Origin of the sequence: Micromonospora sp. NPDC050397 (assembly GCF_044901685.1) — a bacterium.
In the GTDB taxonomy this organism is placed as follows: domain Bacteria; phylum Actinomycetota; class Actinomycetes; order Mycobacteriales; family Micromonosporaceae; genus Micromonospora_G.
The window spans coordinates 1,004,683-1,023,425 of the sequence record NZ_JBJDPS010000001.1; the positions used below are offsets into that span (position 1 = coordinate 1,004,683).

Consider the following 18,743-nt stretch of genomic DNA (forward strand, 5'->3'; position numbering starts at 1 on the left):
GCTGGTTCGCAGCCGCAAAAAGCCACCCGTACGGGTTACCACGACTACTCTCCGGAGTATGGCCCGGGGGTTACTGGCACTCGGAGTAGCCAGCGCCGTACTGGCGCTGCCGTCGGTGATGACCGCCGGCCCGCCCGCGACGGCGGCAACCAGGCAGGTCACGACGGCGCGACAGGTCACGTCCGCGCGGCCGCCGAGCACGGCGGGAGCGGGCAGGTCGCAGCGACCCTGTCCGACGCCCCCGGCGGTGGCCCGACCGACCCGGCCCGCGCCGCCGCCGCTCGACCCGGCACACGCCGCGATCGGCGGGCCCGAGTTGGCGGGCGCCGGGCTGGCAGCCCCGCCCGGGGTGCCGTCACCGCCGCCGGTCAGCGCGACCTCGTGGCTGGTGGCGGACCTGACCAGCGGCGCGGTGCTCGCCGGCTGCGGCCCACACGAGTACGCCGTACCGGCCAGTGTGCAGAAGCTGCTGCTGGCGGCGGCGGTGATGCCGCACCTGGACCCGGCAGAGCTGGTCGAGGTGACCCAGTCGGATCTCGACTTCGAGCCGGGCAGCTCGGCGGTCGGTCTGGTCCTGGGTGGGCGGTATTCGGTCGAGACACTGTGGCTGGGGTTGTTGCTCAATTCGGGCAACGACGCGGCCAACGTACTGGCCCGACTCGGCGGCGGCCCGAAGGGGATGGCCGGTGGGGTAGCGGCGATGAACGCCGAGGCACGGGAACTCGGCGCGTACCAGACACACGCCGCCACCCCGTCCGGCCTGGACGGCCCCGGTCAGTACACCAGCGCGTACGACATGGCGCTGATCGCCCGCGCCTGCTTCGCCCGCGAGGACTTCCGGCGCTACGCCGCGACCCCGTTGGCGCAGGTTCCCGCGCAGAAGCCGTACAACACCAAGGGCTTCCCGATCTGGAACGACAACCAACTGCTGCACCGCTATCCCGGTGCGCTCGGTGGCAAGACCGGCTACACCGACCTGGCCCGGCACAGCTTTGTCGGTGCCGCCGAGCGAAACGGGCGTACGTTGCTGGTCACCCTGCTCGGCGCGGAGACGCCTCCGCTCGCCGGCTGGCAACAGGGCGCCGCGCTGCTCGACTGGGGATTCGGGCTGCCGGCCGACACGAAGGTCGGCCAACTCGTCGCCCGAGGTCAACTCGGCCCGCGCGGGCAGCCCCCGACCCAGGCCGCCGGAGCCGGCCAGACCCGGCCGGGCGAGCACCGGCACGGCCGCCCCGGCTGGCTGCTGATCGGGGGAGTCCCGGTGGTGGTACTCGGCGTCCTTGTCCCGATCCTGATCCTGGCCCGTCGCGCCCGGCGCCGTCGAGCCGGTGCGCAATGACGGAACCGTCGGCTTGACCTCAACCCCTGTTGATGTTCCAGGATGACCGTCATGGCGGAGAACGCGGGGTCAGCGACGCGGGTCGTGGTCGTCGGTACGGGAGCCATCGGCAGCGCGGTGGCCCGTCGGCTGCTCGCCGCCGGACGTGCGGTGGTGGTGTGGAACCGGACCGGCGGTCGTCACACCGAGCTGGTGCGGGCGGGCGCGCTGCCGGCGGGATCTGTCCGGGAGGCGGCGCTCTCCGGCGAGCTGATCCTGCTGACCCTCACCGACTACGCGGCGGTGGGGCAGTGCCTGGAGCAGCTCGACGGGGACCTGACCGGGCGGACGATCGTCGCGATGTGCACCGGCACCGCCAGCGACGCGCGGCGCTCGGCGGAGCGGGTGGCGGAGCTGGGCGCCCACTATCTCGACGCGGGGATCCAAACCTCGCCCGACGCCATCGACGCGGCTGCCGGGACCATCCTGTACGGCGGCTCCCGGCGCGCGTACGAGCAGCACCGGAGCACTCTCGCGCTGCTGGGCGAGCCACGGTTCGTCGGGGACACGCCGGAGGCGGCCGCAGTCTGGGATCTCGCCCTCTTCGGGCTCTGGTACGACGCCCAACTCGGCCTGCTGCGAGCCCTCGACACCGTACGCGAGGCCGGTATCGACGTCGCCGAGTTCGCCCGGACCGCCGGTCCGCAACTCGGCCACGTGGTCACGGGGGTTCCCGGCACCGTCGCCGAGCTGCTCCGGTCCAGCTACCCCGCCGGTCCCGCCGACCTGGCCGGGCACCTCGGCGTGGTCCGTCATTTGATCGAGCTGAGAAGCGACCGGGGTCTCGGCGACGGGGGACTGTCGATCGTGGCGGCGAGGATGGAAGCGCTGATCGCTGACGGCCGTGGCGGCGAGGGGCTGACCGCGACGATCGGCTACCGGTAGGCCCGCCTGGCTCTGCTAGGTTTCGCGCCATGGTTGCGGTCTGGCGGATCGTGAGTTACCAGCGGGCCGAGTCGCCCGTGACCGGGCCGGTCACCAAGTTCGGCGGCCAGCCCACCTGGCTCGGGCAGCCGCAGTGGCCACTCAGCACCGCCTGGGGCACGCCGATGCGTTTTGTCTGCCAGATCGTGCTGGAACCCGAGCTTGTCGGGGACGGGCCGGGGCGCCTCGCGTACGTCTTCGTCACCCACGGGGAGCACGGGCACGACGCCGACGACTTCGACCCGGACGTTGTCCTCCCGGACGGCGGCGAGAACGCCGTGATCGTCCAGCCGGGTCGATTCACCGGTCCGACCGCCCCGCTGACCAGTGGTCCGACGCTCTACCACGAAGACGGGTCGGCCGCGGAGTACACGGTCGAGCTGGTCCGCGACGAGGACCCCGAACCGCTGTCGTCCGACGCCTACCTGGCGTTGACGCCGGAACACCGGGACCGGTATTTCCAGGCGGTCGACCACGACAAGATCGGCGGTACGGCCCTGCTGGACGAGGAACACGACCGGCCGGTCGGCGGGCCCTGGCGGCTCCTCCTTCGGGTGGCGACGAACTGGACGCCGTTCTACCTCAATCTCGGCGCCGCGCCGGTGGCGTTCGCCTTTGTCTCCGGCGACGGCCGTGAAGGTCGCCTGCTCGTGCAAGACTCGTAGCGGTCCGTGCGGTTGGCACGCGCCGATGCATACCATGTTGGCCCGCTGGCGGAGGTGGGGAGCCGCCCCGCCGGTTCGGGCGGGGCGGCTCCCGGCTGTCACCGCGGACGTGGGAAGACCGGACGCGGCGGCCGGGGCAGGGCCGACGACTCCCAGGGGTTGGCGGCTTGGTCGTCGATCCGCACCCAGAACCGGGTGTCGGTCGGCAGCGTGCCGTTGGCCCAGAGGCTCCAACCGCTGGGCAACCACCCGACCTGCCCGAACCGGCTCACCGGGTGGCGCCCGTCGTGGAACTCGGCCATCCGCCAGCCCGCGCCGAACTGGTACTGGCAGACGAGGTTCGCGACGTGCGGGCTGAGCAGCCGGGTCCCCGGCACCGGTGTGCTCAGGGCGACGGAGGCGAAACTCCAGCCGGCGTGCTGGTCGGGGACCACCCCGGTCGGGACCGGTGCCTCGGCCATCGGCCGTGGGCGGATGCAGAGTGCCGGCAGGGTCGTGCTGGCCGGCGTGTCACCCTGGTACGCGTCGCTTTGGCCGTCGTGTCCGACCCACACCACGTTGTCGCCGCGCTGCTGCCGGACCGACCAGGTCATACCGGGGCGGGTCGCGGCCGTGTCGAGGTGGAGCAGTCGGTTCGGTGAGCCGGTGCCGACGTTCGACAGCGCGTTCTGGGTCGCCCGTTGTGTGATCCACGACGACACCTGGGCCGGAGTGGCGTCCGGGTAGAGCTCCAGGTAGTGGGCGGCGGCGCCGGCCACGTGCGGGCTGGCCATCGACGTGCCGCTCATCGTGATCAGCACGTTGTCACCGAGGATGTAGGAGGAGGTGATGTCCTTGCCCGGGGCGAACACGTCGACGCAGCTACCCCAGTTCGAGTCGACCCACCGGCTGTCCGTGTTGGTGCTGGCCGCGACCGTGATCGCCTCGGCGACCCGGGCCGGCGAGGTGGTGCAGGCGTCGCGGTTCTCGTTCCCGGCGGCCACGACGTAGGTGAGGCCGGTGGCGATCGAACGGCGTACGGCGTCGTCGAGCGGCTGGTACGCCTCACCGCCGAGGCTCATGTTCACCACCGCGGGCTTGACGGCGTGCGAGGTCACCCAGTCCACGCCGGCGATCACGTTCGAGTACGCGCCGAAGCCGGAGCAGTCGAGCACCCGTACCCCGATCGGGCGGGCCCACTTGGCCACGCCCCAGGTTATGCCGGCGACCGTGCCGGCGACGTGGGTCCCGTGGCCGTTGCAGTCGTCCTCCTCGAACCCGGGTCCCCCGATGCTGAAGGCGTTGTACGCGAGGCCGTGGAACTCGGTGTGCGTGGTGCGGATACCGGTGTCGATGACGTACGCGTTGACCCCGGAACCTCGGGCCTCGTAGGTGTAGGTGTTGTTCAGCGGTAGGTTGCGCTGGTCGATCCGGTCGAGGCCCCAGGTGGCCGGCGTCTGGGTGTAGGTGGTCCGCACCTGCTGGTCGACCGCCACGTAGGCGACCGTCGGATCGGCCCGCAGCGTGTCCACCTGGCTCGGGGTGAGTCGGGCGGCGAAGCCGTTCAGCGCGCTGGTGTACCGCCGCGTGACGGTCGCGCCGAGGGCGGCGACCCGGTCGGCCGCCGACGCGGTCCGCGCGGCCTCGGTGCTGCCGGGTTCGCCCTTGAGTACCACGACGTAGCTGCCCGAGACCGCCGGTCCGCTCGCGGCGAGCAGCGGTGCCGGTCCGGCGGCCGGGGCCCCGGCGGCCGACGCCGGGTGGGCGGGTGCGGCCAGCGCGGCGCCGGCCAGCACGAGGGCGAGCGCCGAGGCCGAGGTCGCCCGCCATCGTCGTACGCGACCAGGTCTCCTCCGGGAAGCGTGGTAACCGTCTCCGTGCACCGTTCCTCCTCAGTCGAGTGTGGACAGTCCTAAGAGGAATATAAGACGACTCGGCCGGGCGGGATAGGTTGCTCGGGTGACCGAGATCGACGCCGCACGGTTCGCCACGTTGCTGCACGTGTACGGGCGTGCCGGCGACACCCCCGCGCACCTGGCCGCCCTGGGCGGCGGTGACACACCCAGCAGACGCGCCGCGCTGGAGCACCTCTGGTCGGCCGTGATCCACCAGGGCACGCCGTGGACCGCGACACCGCCCGCCGCCGTCGCGGTCGCGGCGTTGATCGGTGACCCCCGCCTGTCCGGGGCCGCGAACGCTGACCTGCGCGCCAACCTGCTCGGCTTCCTCGCCGCCGTCGCCGAGGCCGGTCGGTCGTCCGACGGCCTCGCCAACCTCGACACCCTCGCCTCTCCGGTCGGCTTCGACGTTGATTCCGCCCTGCTCGCGGCCCTTGACGCCGACGACGAGGATGCGATCTACGCCGACGAGGTGTTGGCCAACGCCGTGTACGCACGCGCCGTCCTGGGCTGCCGCGAGATCACGCCGACCCTGCTCGAGGCGGGCCTGGTCCACGACCGCGACACCTGCCGCGACCTGGCCCGGGACAGCGGCTAGCGTCCGCCGCCCGGCTCCGCTGCCCGGGACTGTGGCCGAGGGTTGACAGGAGGTGTGACGGCGAGCATATTCAACCTACAAGTTAATTAACCGAGTGGTTGAGGAAGGTGCAGTGGTGGACCGGCTCAGTGAGGTGTTCGCTGCCGTCGCCGATCCCACCCGGCGGGCCATCCTGGCTCGACTCGCCGAAGGGGAGGCGACGGTCAACCAGCTCGCCGAACCGTTCCCGATCAGCCTTCAGGCCGTCTCCAAGCACCTGAAGGTGCTGGAGCGCGCCGGGCTGATCACCCGTGGCAAGGAGGCGCAGTGGCGGCCGTGCCGTCTCGACCCGGGGCCACTGCGCGAGGTCGCCAACTGGGTCGCCGGTTACCGGCGGTTCTGGGAGCAGCGCTAGGACCGGCTGGACGACTACCTGAGGCGGCTCCAGGACGACGAGACACCACAAGGAGGAGCGAGATGGGTGACAACCTGACGGTGACCATGCCGTCCGACCTGGAAATGAAGATGGTGCGTGTGTTCGACGCGCCGCGCGCGCTCGTCTTCGAGGCGCACGCGAAGTGCGAGCACCTCAAGCACTGGTGGGGCCGGGGCAACCCGATCGACTGCGAGGTCGACTTCCGCACCGGCGGCTCCTACCGGATCGTCGAGCACGCCCCCGACGGCAAGCAGTACGTGTTCCGGGGGGAATACCGGGAAGTCCGGGAGCCGGAGCGAGTCGTGCAGACCTTCGAGTTCGAGGGGATGCCGGGGCAGGTGTGCGTGGAGACGTTGGAGCTGACCGAGGAGGGCGGCAGGACCACGGTCACCAGCGTCACCCGGTTCGACACGGAGGGGGAGCGCGACGGCATGATGGCGTCCGGCATGACCGAAGGCGCCGGCCAGTCGTACGACGCCCTGGCGGCGTACCTGACCAAGCTTTCCTGAGCGTCACGCGGACGATCGGTTGCCTCGGTCGACCTACGCCCTGATGCCCTGGAACACGATCTCAACGAGTCTTCGACCCTGGGCCAGGCCCTCCTCCGTATCGGGTACGCGCCACAGGAATCCCATCATCAGAAGCACGTCAGCCGGTTCGACACCCGCCCGTACGGAGCCCTCGGCGACGCACGCGGAGAGCAGCTGCGTGACCGCGGCGGTCACCGGCGCGTAGCTTGCCGCGATGACGTTTTGCACCGCCGGGCTGTAGAGGGCCTCACCGAGCCCGTGTTTGAGTCGGGTCGCGGCGGCGAGATGCTCGAACCAGCCGATGAACGCTGCCTTGGCGGTGGGTTGCCCGGCGAGCGCGTCGTCGACGGAGGCGAGGAGCGAGGCGAGTTCGTGTTCGTAGACCGCGAGGAGCAGGTGCTCGCGGGTCGGGAAGTGCCGGTAAAGGGTTCCCGCGCCGACGCCGGCACGCTTGGCGATCTCGTTCAGGGAGACGATTTGGCTCTCCTCGAACAGCTGCTTCGCGGCGGCGAGAATGGCGGCGTGTTTCTCCGACGCCGCCTCGCGCTGCCTCCGGTAGCCGCCGGTCGGCTGGTCCATCTGCATCCTTCTCTCGTTGACCTACGGAGAGGTCTCCGCTAGTTTGGAAACCTGCGGAGAGTTCTCCGTAGGTGCCTCACTGTACCAAGGGATCCGATCATGAACACGAAAGCGGAACGTGTCCTCGTCACCGGTGGCACGGGGTTCCTCGCCGGCTGGGCAATCGTCCAACTGCTGGAACGTGGCTACCGCGTGCGTACCACCGTGCGCTCGCCGTCGCGGGAGCGGGCCGTACGCGACGCCGTCGCCAATCAGATTGACGCGCGGGACCGGCTCGAATTCAGCGTTGCCGACCTCTCGACTCCACATGGCTGGGACGCGGCGGTGGCGGGGTGCGACTACGTTATCCACGCCGCCTCGCCGCTCGGCGGCGCCAACCCTGACGCGCCCGACGAGTTCATCGTTCCCGCTCGCGAAGGCACCCTGAACGTTCTGCGCGCCGCCACGGCGGCGGGCGTGAGGCGGGTCGTGATGACCTCGGCGGCGAATACCGCGAGCCCCACCTCCTACAGCGAGCACGGCGTCTACGACGAGACGACCCGTTCCGTCGACGACCCCTCGTTCGGCGCCTACCGGCGCTCGAAAATCATCGCCGAGACGGCCGCGTGGGACTTCATGGCCGACCACCGTGGCGCGACGACGCTCACCACCGTGCTCCCCGGCGCCGTGTTCGGTCCGATCCTGAGCCTTGAAAACCTGCGTTCGGTACAGATCGTGCAGCGGCTGCTCGACGGCAGGCTTCCCGGGGTGCCACGGATCGGCCTCGAGGTCGTGGACGTGCGAGACGTCATGGACCTGCACATCCGTGCGATGACCGCCGAGCAGGCCGCGGGCCAGCGCTTCCTGGGCACCGGTGAGTTCGTGTGGATGCGCGACATCGCTCGTGCGCTCAAGGCCGGCCTCGGGGAGCGGGCGAAGCGCGTCCGCACGCTACAGCTACCCGACGTCGCGGTACGACTCGCGGCCCGCACCGACCGTGGTCTCAAGGAGATCCTGCCCGGTCTCGGCCGACGCAGCACGCACACGACCGACAAGGCACGTCGCCTACTCGGCTGGCAGCCCCGGCCCGCCGCCGAGACCGTGGTCGGCGCCGCCCAAGCGCTCGTCGCCTGGGGGGTGGTGCGATGACCTCGAACGCCTCCGGCCGTACGACGTAGCCAATCCCGTGACCGGGGCGGTGTTCGTCCGCCCCGGTCACGGGCCGGGTCAGTGTGACTTCCGGTGGAAGTTACGGCTGCACTGCCTCAGGTCCACCGTCACCTTCTGACCCAGGTCCACGTTCACCGACGTACGTTGCAGCACGGTGCCGTCCGGACGCTCACAGGTCAGGATCCACGGCTCGCGGTAGAAACCGGTCTGGTTCGGTCGCACCCCCTCGGCCTGGTACGGCGGCACCGGACGGTACGAAGGGTTCACCGCCCAGCTGAACCGGCCGTCGGACCGGTTCACGTCCAGGTCGGAGGTCAACGCCGTACGGAACGCACTCGGCCGGGTGGTGCCGTCCGGTTGGAGGTAGGGCTGGGTGTACATCTCGAAGGACTTGTTGATCCGCAGTACCGCCCCCTTGGGGGCCCTGCCCTCGATGGTCGCGTGCTGCCTCGGGTCGGCGGTCTTCACCAGCGCCTCGAACATGGCGAGCCGGTGCTCGGGGTAGGTGTCCATCACCTGGGTCTGGAACGTCCGCTCGACCCCGCTGTCCGGGCAGGTCTCGGCGGTGAATGCCAGACCCCGGGTGGCGAAGTAGGCCCAGTCGATCGCCTCGCCGGTGGTCTCGTAGTCGTGGGCGGAGTCACGGGGGATGTAGCCCGGACCGTACCGGCTCGCCATCCTGGTCGCCAGATCCTCGAATCGGGCCACGTCCTGGGTCGGTCCCACCTCAAGCTGAAGGGGCGGGTACAGGACGACCTGGATGCAGGTGTGCTGGGTGACGAAGGTGGTCGCCTGCCGGGTGGAGAGCAGCCACTCGATGTTCCTGGTCTCCGGCTCGGACCACGGTGCAGCGCCACCAGTCGAGATGGGCAACCACCCGAACCCGTAGTTGCGGTTCATGTCGACGTTCGTGTCGGTCTGCCGGCGGTTGCGCACCATACCGTCCACGTTGACGACGGGCACCACCACGAGCCGCGCGCGGTCGAGCAGCGCGGAGACGTACCGGTCACCCCGGGCCGCACGACGGGTGAGGTCGATCGCGTACTCCATCACGAGCTCGCCGCTGGGGCCCTCGTTGCCGTGGTGCATGCCGACGGTGACGAAGACCGGCTTGCCGTCGTTGGCCCGGACGTCACGGGAGATCTCGATGCCCTGCACCAGGCGACCGCCGGAGGTCGGGTACGGCAAGGTCAACGGCTTGACCAACCTGGGGTACTCGCTGGTCAGCGCCCGCATGTCCCGCTCGTAGTCGGCCAGGGTGCGGTAGGTGGTGTTGCCGCTCGGCAGGCCGCCGGTGTGCGCCGTCGGTGCGGCTTCGGCGCGGGTCCGATCGGGCGCGGCCGACGCCGGGGTCGCGAGCCCGGTGAGGGCGAGGCAGACTGCGGCCGAGGCGGACAGCGCCGCGCGCCATACGCCGTGACGGTCGTTCGTGCTCCACATGGCATTGTCCCCTTCCGGTTCGGGTATGGATCGGGGTGACGCGACATCGACCGGTGGCTCACCTCCGTCCGTGGGTGGTCGAGGTCGGCGCGGCGTCCCGGGTCCCGCTGCGCCACCAGCAAGATCGATTGACGGTATCGATCAACTTGATCGTCGGTCAAGGTCGGCCCCGGTTTCGTCGGCGCCTTCCGGGGGCTTCGGCCGGTGCGGCGGATCCGCTCAGGAAACGTTCCGGCGGCTCACGCCGTCGATCCCGAGCGCGACCCGGAGTCGGCCGTGCGCCTGCCGGTCGAGCCCGTCGAGCAGCGTCAACGCCTCGGCCCAGTGTCGGTGCGCCTCCCCGGTGCGCCGCAGAACGGCATAGACGTCGCCCATCACCTGCTGGGCGAGCCCCATGCCGCGTCGATGGTCGAACTCCCGGAAGATGACCAGCGCCTGCCGGGCGTGCGCCAACGCCTCCGTGGTGTCGCCGGAGACCCTCAGGGTCTCCGCGAGGTTGACCAGCATCAGGGCCTCGCGTAACCGGTCGCCGCAGTCCCGGGTGATGGCGAGGCCGGCCCGGTGGTGGGCCACGGCGCGGGTGAAGTCGCGGCGCCGCTGGAACACCAGACCGAGGTTGTCCAGGACCGACCCCTCCTTGTACCGGTCGCCCAGCTCACGCCGGATGGCGAGGCTCGCCTGCAGGTGCGCCACCGCGGCGTCCAGGTCGCCCCGATCCCGTAGGGCATTGCCCAGGTTGTTCAGACACCCCGCCTCGCCGGCCCGATCGCCGAGCTCGCGTTGGATCAGCAGGATCCGGCGCAGCAGGGCGATGCCCTCGTCCAGCCGCTCCTCCCGGAGCATCGCCACGGCCAGGATGTTGAGGGCCAGGGCGTTTGCCGTCCGGTCGCCGAGCCGCCGCGTCGCCTCGACTCCCAACTCGCCGAACTGCACCTGCTCGGTGACGTACCCCGCGTAGTCGAGGAACCTGATCGTGACCAGCACCAGGTCGCGTACGCCGGCCAGGTCCTGACCGGCGGCGAGTCGCTGCCGGGCGACGGCCAGCAGGTTGGTGTGTTCGCGTTCGAACCACTCCCAGGCCTGGGCTGCGTCGCCCAGGTGGTGGCCACGCCCGCCGTCGCCCGCCGGACCCCGGTCCGGAAACCGGTCGTGGGGGTGGAGCAGATGCGCCGCCGCCGTGGTCGTGGCGAACAGGTGCCCGGTGAGACGGGCCAGCGCGGCCTCGCGTACCGGTGCCGGGTCAACCGCCTCGGCCCGTTCCCGGGCGAAGAGCCGGACGATGTCGTGGAAGCCGTACCGGACGTCGCCGGAGGGCTCCATCAGGTGTGCGTCCAGCAGTTGTTCGAGCATCCGCTCGGCTCGCGGCACCGGCACGTCCGCGAGGGCGGCGATGGCCGGCGCCGTGGCGGCGGACCAGTCCGGCAGGCTGGCGAGCCGGAACAGCGCGACCGCCTGCCGGCGTTCGGGCTGCGTGGACTCGTCGAAGGCCCGGTATCCCAGGTCCAGGCTGGCGCGTACGGAAAGGTCCCCGGCCTCGAGTACGTCCAGCCGCCGATGCTCGTCGTCGATCCGCTCGGCGAGAGCGACCAGGGTCGCGTCCGGTCGTGCCGCCGCGCGGGCGCCCACGATCCGCAGCGCCAGTGGCAGGCCGCCGCAACGCCGTACGACGATCGAGGCGGCCGTCGGTTCCGCCTTCACCCGTGCGGTGCCGGCGATCCGGCCGAGCAGGTCCAGTGCGATGTCGTCGGTGAGCGGGCGCAACGGGATCCGGGCCGTCGCGTCCAGGTCGATCAACCGCCAGCGGCTGGTCACCACGGTGGCGCAACCCGCACCGCTGAGCAGCAGTGGACGTACCTGGGCCGCCGACGCGGCGTTGTCCAGGACCATCAGCACGCCCTGTGCGGCGGTAATCGTCCGCAGCAGCGTGCTCGCCTCCACCAGCGAGGGCGGAACGGTGGGCGCGCCCACCGCGCGCAGGAAGCGGGCCAGCACCTCGGCCGGTTCGTCCGGCGTGATCCCGGTGCTCGTGCCGTGCAGGTCGGCGTAGAGGCACCCACCGGGATAGCGCGCGGCGACCTGGTGCGCGAGGTGCAGCGCGAGTGCCGACTTGCCGACCCCGCCCGGACCCTCGACCACGCAGACCGCGCCGTCGTCGCCGATCGCGTCGAGCAACACCCCGCTCTCGTCGGCCCGGCCCACGATCATCACGGGCGGCGGCGGGAGCTGGAACGGAACCGCCCGGGTCGCCGTCGCCGTCGCCGCTGTCGGATCGACGGTCGCCGGTACGCCTTCGGCCGGCGGCACCGGGTCCCCGGCGGGGACCGGACGACCGTCCCCCGCCGCCGCCCCGGCAGGTCCGGCATCGGGCAGCGGTGCCGGCGTCGGGGCGTCGACCGGACGGAGCAACCGGATCGGTCTGGCGCGTGCACCACGCTCGGCCGCCAGGCGTTGCCACGACACGAGCCAGGGCGTACGCCGGTCGGTCGGTACGTCGCAGGCGCGTAGCAGGGCGAGCACCAGTTCCCGGCGGGGTAGCGTCTCCCGCCCGAACATGGTGGCGAGCGTGCTGGCCGGTAGGACGTCGCCGTTGGCCTGGGCCCGGCGCGCGATCGCGCGATAGGTCAGGCCCGACTGGTCCCTGATCCGGCGCAGCAGCGCGACGTACTGGGCGGGGTCGGCAGCGGTCGTCGGGTCGACGTCCGGATCGGACGCCGCCACCGTACGTGATTCGCCGTCACCCTGTCTGCTGTCCACCGAGACCCATTGGACCAGGCCGTGAACGGGGACGGGGTCCCGAAGGGCCACCTTTCGGTCAGGGGCGAAGCCTCGACCGGACCTCGCGAGTTGTCGCCCCGGGGCGGTCGGCCCCGGGGCGACGCGTCGAAATCAGGTCCAGCTGATGCCACGCTTGTTGACGCCGCGCATGAGCTTCTCCTCTCCTTCGTGGGAGGCGGCCCCGTACCCGCCCCCGTCAACCCAGCGTCGGTTGCCGGGGTGGTCCGGCGGAAGACCCGGCGAGGGTCGAGGTCGTTCGAGGTTGTTCGAGGGGTACGGGCAGCAGCACCGGCTCGCCCGTTCCTTGCCCCGGACCGGGGCCTGTCACGCCGACGACGTGTGCGGCCCGTCGTCGTGGCCAGATCGGGACCACGGCGAGTACGGCGGCGGCACCGAGGAGGCCGCTGACCCCGATCACCGTCGTGGCGGCCCAACGGTCGGCGGCCAGGCCGGCGAGGAGCATCGCCAACCCCTGCAACCCGCTCAGACCGGTGATCGCCACACCGAAGGCCCGCCCCCGGTACTCGCCCGGCACGGCCCGTCCGAACAGCGCGTTCAGCGGAATCGCGAAGGCGCTGCCCGCGCCGGCGAGTACGAGCAGGGCCAGCACCGCCCAGAGCGCGGGCGCGGTCCAGACCACGACCAGCACCGCACCGGAGAACGCCGCCAGCGGCAGGATCAGACGCGGACGGGCGGCCGGCGGGCAGAACCTGGTGAAGGCCACCCCGCCGACCGCCATGCCCAGTGGTGCCGCGGCCAACAGCAGCCCGACCGTCTCCGGTCCGCCGCCGTACTGGACCGCCAGCGGGGCCATCAGCCCCTCGGCCGCGTACGTGAACGCGCTGGCCAGCCAGAGTACGAGAACGTAGGCGCGCAGCCGGCGGTCGGCGAAGATGACCCGCAGCCCGGTGGCGGCGTCACGCCGTACCGGACCACTCGTGCGGGCGGGCGCCGGGCGGGCCCGTACCCCGACGAGGATGAGCAGCGCGGAGAGCAGGAACGTGGCCGCGTCGACCAGCAGCGCACCCCGCAGTGAGAGGACCGTGACCAGGGCACCGCCGACGGCGAAGCCGACGATCTGGACGACCTGGGCGGTGATGTTGTCGACGCCGTTCGCCACCGGATAGCGGTCGCCGTCGAGCACCTCCGGCATCAACGCGGCCCGCGCCGCCACGAACGGGGGCCGCAGCAGGTTCACCGCGAACAGCAGCGCCACCAGGGCGGGAGCGGCGAGGCCGGGTAGCGCGGCAAGCGGGATGAGCAGGGCGCGGACCACGTCGCAGACGATCATGAGTCGACGGCGTGGGACCCGGTCGGCCAGGCCGGACAGGAGCGGGCCCCCGGTCAGCCAGGCCAGGTAGGAACTGGCGAACGCCGCCGAGGCCAGCGCCGCGGAGCCGGTGCCGGTGTAGACGAGGTAGGCCACCGTGACGGCCGTGAGCTGGTCGCCGAGCAGGGACAACAGGTACGCCCCGAAGAGGTACCGGTACTCGCGCACGGCGAACACCTGCCCGTACGTCGCCGGACGCCCGGCCCCCGCCTGCTCCTGCGCCTCGGCCTGCTCCTGCTCCTGCGCCATCACCTGCTCCTCGGTCGGTCGGGACCGAACCGTATCCAGCGGCGGCGGCAGCGCGGCCGGTAACGACGTTCGGGTTCGTTCGGGACCGTTCGACCTCCTATGCCGCCGCCCGGCCGGTGGCGAGACTGGCCCTCGGAGCGTCGATCCGCGATGTCCGATCCCGACGTGTTAGGAGGCGGTATGCACGACCAGCTCACCGTTGCGCTCTCCCCGGCACAACGGCTCCTGTGCTGGGTCGACGAGGTGGCCCCGGGGATGGTCTTTGGGTCCCGCTTTGTCGCCCTGGGCGGTTTCCGGCTCGGTGGCCCGCTCGACGTGACGCTGCTGCGGCACGCGTTGGACCAGCTCGTGGTCCGACACCAGGCACTGCGTACGGTGATCGAACGCGGCGGCGGGGTGCCGTACCAGCGGGTCGGGCCGCCCGCGCCGGTGCCGCTGACCGAGGTCGCCCCGGACCGACTGGTCGACACGATCGTCCGAGCCGAGTACCCGGCGGGTTCGGCACCGATGCTCTGGGCCTTCCTCGCCCGGCACGACCCCACCGACGCGACCCTGGTGCTGGTCGCCCAACACACAGTCGCGGACCCCTGGTCGATGCGGATCCTCGTCGCGGACCTGCTGCGCGCCTACCGTGCCGGCGAGGTCGGCCGGTCACCGGTTCAGGCGCCGGCCACCCGGCCGCCGGGACGGCCCGAACCCGTCCCGGTCCGGTCCCGCCCGGAGGTCCCGGCCGCGCCGGAGCACAACGAGCGACGCGACGTCCAGTTGACGGACTACTGGCGGCAGGCGCTCGCCGACCTGCCGGCACTGCCGCTACCCTCGGCCGCGCCGGGAGGTGACCCGGGTACGTCCGAGGTCCGCTTTCCGCTGTCGGTCACCGAGTCACGCCTGCGGGCCGCCGCCCGACCCCTGCGTACGACCCCGTTCGTGCTGCTGCTCAGCGGGTTCGTGAGTGCGCTCGGCACCCTGACCGGCGCCACCGACCTCGTCGTGCCGGTGCTCACCTACGGGCGGGAGCGGTCCGACTGGGACACGGTCGGACTCTTCATGAACGCCCTGCCGGTACGGGTCGAGCTGCCCGGGGAACTCGATCCCGGGCAGACCGTGGGGCGGGTCCACACCGCCTTCGCCGCCGCGTTCACCCGGGAACTGCCCCTGGCCGACCTGCTGTCGCGGTTGCCCGACGCGGCCCGGTTCTTCGCGCCGGGCGGGCCGGTCTGCGCCCAGTTCGAGGTCATCCAACTCCCGGCGGCGCAGCCGTCGGCACCCCTGTCCCACCGGCCGGTGCGGCTGCCCGCCGGGCTCCCGCTCGGCGGGCCGGTGATCCCGGTCAACGGTCTGGTGACCTGGCTGGAGCAGGACCCCGACGGCGGGTACGTCGCGACGATCCGGTTCCGCACCGACCTGTTCGGACCGGACGTCGTCGAACGGCTCGTCGACCGCTACGCCGACTGGCTCGATCGGCTGGTCGGGCCGTGACGACAACGGGATCCCCTGCGCTGCCGTACCCGGACCACATACTCGACCTGCTCGAACCGCACCTGCGACCCGGCTCGACGGGCACCGCCGTCGTCGACTCGATGACCTCGCTGACGTACGGGGAGCTGGACGAGTTGACCCGGCGGGTGGCCACCGGGCTGCGCCGTCGGGGGGTCGTGGAGGGCGAGCCGGTTGTCGTCCGGGCACGGCTGTCCGGGTGGGCCGTCGTCGCCCTGCTCGGCGTCCTGCGGGCCGGCGCCCGGTACGTGCCGGTGGACGCGGCGTTCCCGGTCGAGCGACAGCGGCTCACGCTCCGGCAGAGCGGTGCGGCACTGGCACTGGTCGAGCCGGGTGTCGAGCCGATGGCGGGACCCTGGCGGGCGGTCGACCTCGGGGCGCTGGTCGACTCGGTGCAGGCGGCGGGGCCGGGTTGGCGAGGACCGGCCGCGTACACGTACTTCACCAGCGGCACCACCGGGGAGCCGAAGGCGGTCACCGTACCGACCCCGGCGCTGGCGTACTCCACGGCCGCCCGCCTGGCCTACTACCAGGGGCGGGTCGACGGCTTCCTGCTCTGCTCCTCCATCTCGTTCGACAGCTCGGTGGCGGGCATCTTCTGGACCCTCGCCAGCGGCGGACGGCTGGTCATCCCGAGTGACCGGCCGTCGAACCTGGTCGCGGTCCAGCGGGCCGCCGCCCGGCACCACGCGACCCACCTGCTGATGGTGCCGTCGTTGTACGCGGTCCTGCTCCGATCCGCCGATCCGACCTGTCTGGCCAGCCTGGACACCGTGGTCGTCGCCGGGGAGGTGTGTCCGCCCGCCCTGGTCGCCCGGCACTTCGCCGTGCTGCCCGACACGGCCCTCCACAACGAGTACGGGCCGACCGAGTGCACGGTGTGGAGCACGGTGCACCGCTGCACGGCGGCGGACGGAGCCACCTCCACGGTGCCGATCGGAACTCCGATCCCCGGTACGACCGTCTCGCTACGTAGCCGTACGACCGGCGAACCGGTGCCGGCCGGCGAGGTCGGCGAGATGTGGATCGGTGGGCCGGGGGTCGCCGACGGAGCGGACCACCACCGGACCGGGGACCTGGCCAGCGTCGGGCCCGACGGCCTTTTGCGCTTCCACGGCCGCGTCGACGACCAGCTCAAACTCGGCGGTGTCCGGATCGCGCTGACCGAGATCGAGCGCGCGTTGACCGACTACGCCGGACTCGCCGAGGGTGCCCTCGGCCGGGTCGCCACCGGTGGCGGACGAATCGAACTGGTCGCCTTCGTGGTGGCGGCGGGGGAGCTGCCGGACACCCGGGCCATCCGCGCGTTCCTCCTGGCCAGGCTGCCCGCGGTGGCGGTGCCGACGCGCTACGTCGTACTGGATCGACTGCCCACCCAGCCCAACGGCAAGCTCGACCGGGGCGCCCTGGACCGGCTCGCCTCCGCCGCCTGACCGGGCCGGCGCCGGCCCCGGCAGAAGGGTAGGGCGACCGGGTGTGCCGGTCGTGCACCGGTGAGGGCCGTCGGACGGTCACCGAGGCCGGGCGACAACCGGCAACCGCTTGACGCCGCCGAGCCAGGTCGAGCGGACGTACGTGACCTCGCCGGCCAGTTCGAACGACGAGAACCGGGCGAACAGCTCGGCGAAGAAGGTGCGCAGCGCCAACCGGGCGATCGAGGCCCCGACGCAGTAGTGGGGACCGTCGCCGAAACTCAGGTGCCGGTTCGGTGTGCGCCGTACGTCGAACGTGTCCGGGTCGGTGAACGCCCGCTCGTCCCGGTTCGCGGAGCCGATCCAGACCACCACCGCGTCGCCCCCGGCGATGTTCACCCCACCGACCCGGGTGTCGCGGCTGGCGCACCGGAGGAAGTGCCTGGCCGGGGCGGCGAAGCGCAACGCCTCCTCCACCCCGGAGTCGAGCAGGCCGGGGTGCGCGGCCCAGTCGGCGTACCGCTCGGCGCGGATCAGTTCGAGCAGCGCCACGCTGGGCACGTGCGGGATCGCCGCGCTGGCCCCGAGGAGCAGGCTGTAGCAGTTCGCCACCACGGCACCGGCGCTCAACCGCCGACCGTCCACCGTCATCGACGTCAGTACGTCCACCAGGTCGCCACGGTCACCGCCCCGGTGTGCCACCACCAGGTTGAACAGGTATCCGAAGAGTTCCCGGTGCGCCCGTCGAAGGGTCGCCTCGGTCCCCTCCGGTAGCTGGTGGTCGGGGTCGTCCTCGGCCACCGACATCGCCACCAACCGGGCCAGGTGTGGCCAGTCCGGTGCCGGTATGCCGAACAGCGGACCGACCATCGCCAGGGGAAGGGCGGCGGTCGCCTCGGCGAAGTCGAACACGCCGCCGTCGAGCGCGGGTGCGAGCAGCCGGGCGATGTCGTTCCGCAGGGACTCGGCGTGCCGCCGTACCGCCGTCACGGTCAGCTCGCGCTGCACCGGCCGGCGTATCCGACCGTGCCGGGGCGGGTCGGTCGCGGCGAACTGGTGGTCGCTGGCAGGTTCCTCGCGACCCAGCATGTTCAGGAACACCCCACGGGTGGAGGTGAAGCTCCCGTGGTCGGTCAGGACCCGCTCCGCGTCGGCGTAGCCGGTGACGGCCCAGAAACCGGGCTTGCCGTCGACCGGCTGCCAGCGTACGGGTTGACGCTCCCGCAACGCTCGCCACACCCCGTGCGGCTCGCCGTCGGCGTACAGCCGGGGATCGGCGAGATCCACCCGGTCCAGGTCCACCTCGGTGGTGCCGCCGGACGGCTGGCCCGTCACCGGGGACCCACCTGCTCGTGGCCCGCCGGCATCGCCTCGACCAGGTCGGCGATGGTCGGTGACAGGAACAGCACGGCGGCGTCGATCTCCACACCGAAGTCGCGGTAGATGTCCATCAGCAGGTCGGCGGCGAGTAGGGAGTCGCCGCCGAGTTCGAAGAAGTCGTCCCGGACCCCGACCGGGGACACTCCGAGCTTGGCGCTCCACAGCGTCGCCAGCGTGCTCTCCACCGTCGACCGGGGTGCCACGTAGGTGGAGGCGACCCCCAACTCTTCCCTGGAAACGTCACTCATGTCCGCCCGTACCCCCATGCCTGTCGGTCCGTCGCAGCGAAACGTGCCGCCGCCCCCGGGTGCGGGGGACCACGCCCGACGGGTGCCGGTGAACCGGGCGCCGACGGGCTCGGCGGCTCGTTTCCAGGGTCGAACCGACCGGGCGTCGGATCAAGCGTGGCGCCGTTCGGGTGCGTTCGGGCTTGTTCAGCCCTCGTCGGGTCGCGGGGTCCGAACAGCCCGGGGCGGGACAGGTGGACGGGCGCCGGCCCGTTCGACGGCCGTCCCCGACCGGGGCCGGTCGGGGACGGCCGGTGC

The 18,743-nt window shown here is 71.9% G+C and carries 16 protein-coding genes; 9 read left to right on the forward strand and 7 right to left on the reverse strand.

Annotation, left to right across the window (positions count from 1 at the left end; all coding sequences use genetic code 11):
* The first annotated feature begins 58 nt into the window (after positions 1-58).
* From ACI2K4_RS03930 to ACI2K4_RS03940, 3 genes are read left to right on the forward strand one after another with little or no spacing between them, the layout of a single operon-like run.
* Positions 59-1,339 (forward strand): D-alanyl-D-alanine carboxypeptidase family protein, encoded by a 1,281-nt coding sequence (locus ACI2K4_RS03930; protein ID WP_404508504.1) that lies wholly within the window; start codon positions 59-61, stop codon positions 1,337-1,339.
* Positions 1,340-1,390: 51 nt separating this feature from the next.
* Complete coding sequence (locus ACI2K4_RS03935) at positions 1,391-2,263, forward strand: NAD(P)-dependent oxidoreductase (RefSeq protein ID WP_404508505.1); 873 nt, start codon at positions 1,391-1,393, stop codon at positions 2,261-2,263.
* A gap of 29 nt (positions 2,264-2,292) precedes the next feature.
* Positions 2,293-2,967 carry a hypothetical protein gene (locus ACI2K4_RS03940; RefSeq protein WP_404508507.1) on the forward strand — a complete coding sequence of 225 codons (675 nt, stop codon included), beginning with the start codon at positions 2,293-2,295 and terminating at the stop codon, positions 2,965-2,967.
* 98 nt (positions 2,968-3,065) lie between these two features.
* On the opposite strand, the gene ACI2K4_RS03945 is transcribed toward ACI2K4_RS03940, so the two are convergent.
* Positions 3,066-4,829, reverse strand: coding sequence for a S8 family peptidase (locus ACI2K4_RS03945; RefSeq protein ID WP_404508508.1), 1,764 nt, complete (start codon positions 4,827-4,829; stop codon positions 3,066-3,068).
* 76 nt (positions 4,830-4,905) lie between these two features.
* Here ACI2K4_RS03945 and ACI2K4_RS03950 point away from each other — a divergent pair, with 76 nt between their 5' ends.
* The 3 genes from ACI2K4_RS03950 (at position 4,906) to ACI2K4_RS03960 (ending at position 6,366) form a co-directional block, all read left to right on the forward strand.
* Complete coding sequence (locus ACI2K4_RS03950) at positions 4,906-5,442, forward strand: hypothetical protein (RefSeq protein WP_404508510.1); 537 nt, start codon at positions 4,906-4,908, stop codon at positions 5,440-5,442.
* Positions 5,443-5,554: 112 nt separating this feature from the next.
* The gene (locus ACI2K4_RS03955) at positions 5,555-5,836 is read left to right on the forward strand and encodes an ArsR/SmtB family transcription factor (RefSeq protein WP_404508511.1); all 282 of its coding nucleotides are present in this window, start codon (positions 5,555-5,557) and stop codon (positions 5,834-5,836) included.
* Positions 5,837-5,898: 62 nt separating this feature from the next.
* The gene (locus ACI2K4_RS03960) at positions 5,899-6,366 is read left to right on the forward strand and encodes an SRPBCC family protein (RefSeq protein ID WP_404508512.1); all 468 of its coding nucleotides are present in this window, start codon (positions 5,899-5,901) and stop codon (positions 6,364-6,366) included.
* 33 nt (positions 6,367-6,399) lie between these two features.
* On the opposite strand, the gene ACI2K4_RS03965 is transcribed toward ACI2K4_RS03960, so the two are convergent.
* Positions 6,400-6,972 (reverse strand): TetR/AcrR family transcriptional regulator, encoded by a 573-nt coding sequence (locus ACI2K4_RS03965; RefSeq protein WP_404508514.1) that lies wholly within the window; start codon positions 6,970-6,972, stop codon positions 6,400-6,402.
* A gap of 93 nt (positions 6,973-7,065) precedes the next feature.
* On the opposite strand from ACI2K4_RS03965, the gene ACI2K4_RS03970 reads away from it, so the two are divergent.
* A complete protein-coding gene (locus ACI2K4_RS03970; protein ID WP_404508515.1) occupies positions 7,066-8,094 on the forward strand; it encodes an NAD-dependent epimerase/dehydratase family protein in 1,029 nt (342 codons plus the stop codon).
* Positions 8,095-8,172: 78 nt separating this feature from the next.
* Here ACI2K4_RS03970 and ACI2K4_RS03975 read toward each other — a convergent pair whose 3' ends face one another.
* The 3 genes from ACI2K4_RS03975 to ACI2K4_RS03985 all read right to left on the reverse strand — a co-directional run bounded on the left by ACI2K4_RS03975 (position 8,173) and on the right by ACI2K4_RS03985 (position 13,909).
* Complete coding sequence (locus ACI2K4_RS03975) at positions 8,173-9,555, reverse strand: M14 family zinc carboxypeptidase (RefSeq protein WP_404508516.1); 1,383 nt, start codon at positions 9,553-9,555, stop codon at positions 8,173-8,175.
* Positions 9,556-9,774: 219 nt separating this feature from the next.
* Positions 9,775-12,309: an ATP-binding protein gene (locus tag ACI2K4_RS03980; protein ID WP_404508517.1), complete on the reverse strand. Its 2,535-nt coding sequence runs from the start codon at positions 12,307-12,309 to the stop codon at positions 9,775-9,777.
* Positions 12,310-12,526: 217 nt separating this feature from the next.
* Positions 12,527-13,909, reverse strand: coding sequence for an MFS transporter (locus ACI2K4_RS03985; protein WP_404508519.1), 1,383 nt, complete (start codon positions 13,907-13,909; stop codon positions 12,527-12,529).
* A gap of 180 nt (positions 13,910-14,089) precedes the next feature.
* Between ACI2K4_RS03985 and ACI2K4_RS03990 the strand changes: the two genes are divergently transcribed.
* Positions 14,090-15,388 (forward strand): condensation domain-containing protein, encoded by a 1,299-nt coding sequence (locus tag ACI2K4_RS03990; RefSeq protein ID WP_404508520.1) that lies wholly within the window; start codon positions 14,090-14,092, stop codon positions 15,386-15,388.
* Positions 15,385-16,839 carry an amino acid adenylation domain-containing protein gene (locus ACI2K4_RS03995; protein WP_404508521.1) on the forward strand — a complete coding sequence of 485 codons (1,455 nt, stop codon included), beginning with the start codon at positions 15,385-15,387 and terminating at the stop codon, positions 16,837-16,839. The genes ACI2K4_RS03990 and ACI2K4_RS03995 overlap by 4 nt, the downstream gene beginning before the upstream one ends.
* A 78-nt stretch (positions 16,840-16,917) precedes the next feature.
* Here the strand turns inward: ACI2K4_RS03995 and ACI2K4_RS04000 are convergent, their stop codons facing one another.
* Together ACI2K4_RS04000 and ACI2K4_RS04005 are read right to left on the reverse strand one after the other, a co-directional pair.
* A complete protein-coding gene (locus ACI2K4_RS04000) occupies positions 16,918-18,153 on the reverse strand; it encodes a cytochrome P450 (RefSeq protein WP_404508522.1) in 1,236 nt (411 codons plus the stop codon).
* On the reverse strand, positions 18,150-18,446 hold the full coding sequence (locus ACI2K4_RS04005) for a phosphopantetheine-binding protein (RefSeq protein ID WP_404508523.1): 297 nt from the start codon (positions 18,444-18,446) through the stop codon (positions 18,150-18,152). Before ACI2K4_RS04005 ends, ACI2K4_RS04000 begins: the two co-directional genes overlap by 4 nt.
* Positions 18,447-18,743 lie beyond the last annotated feature (297 nt).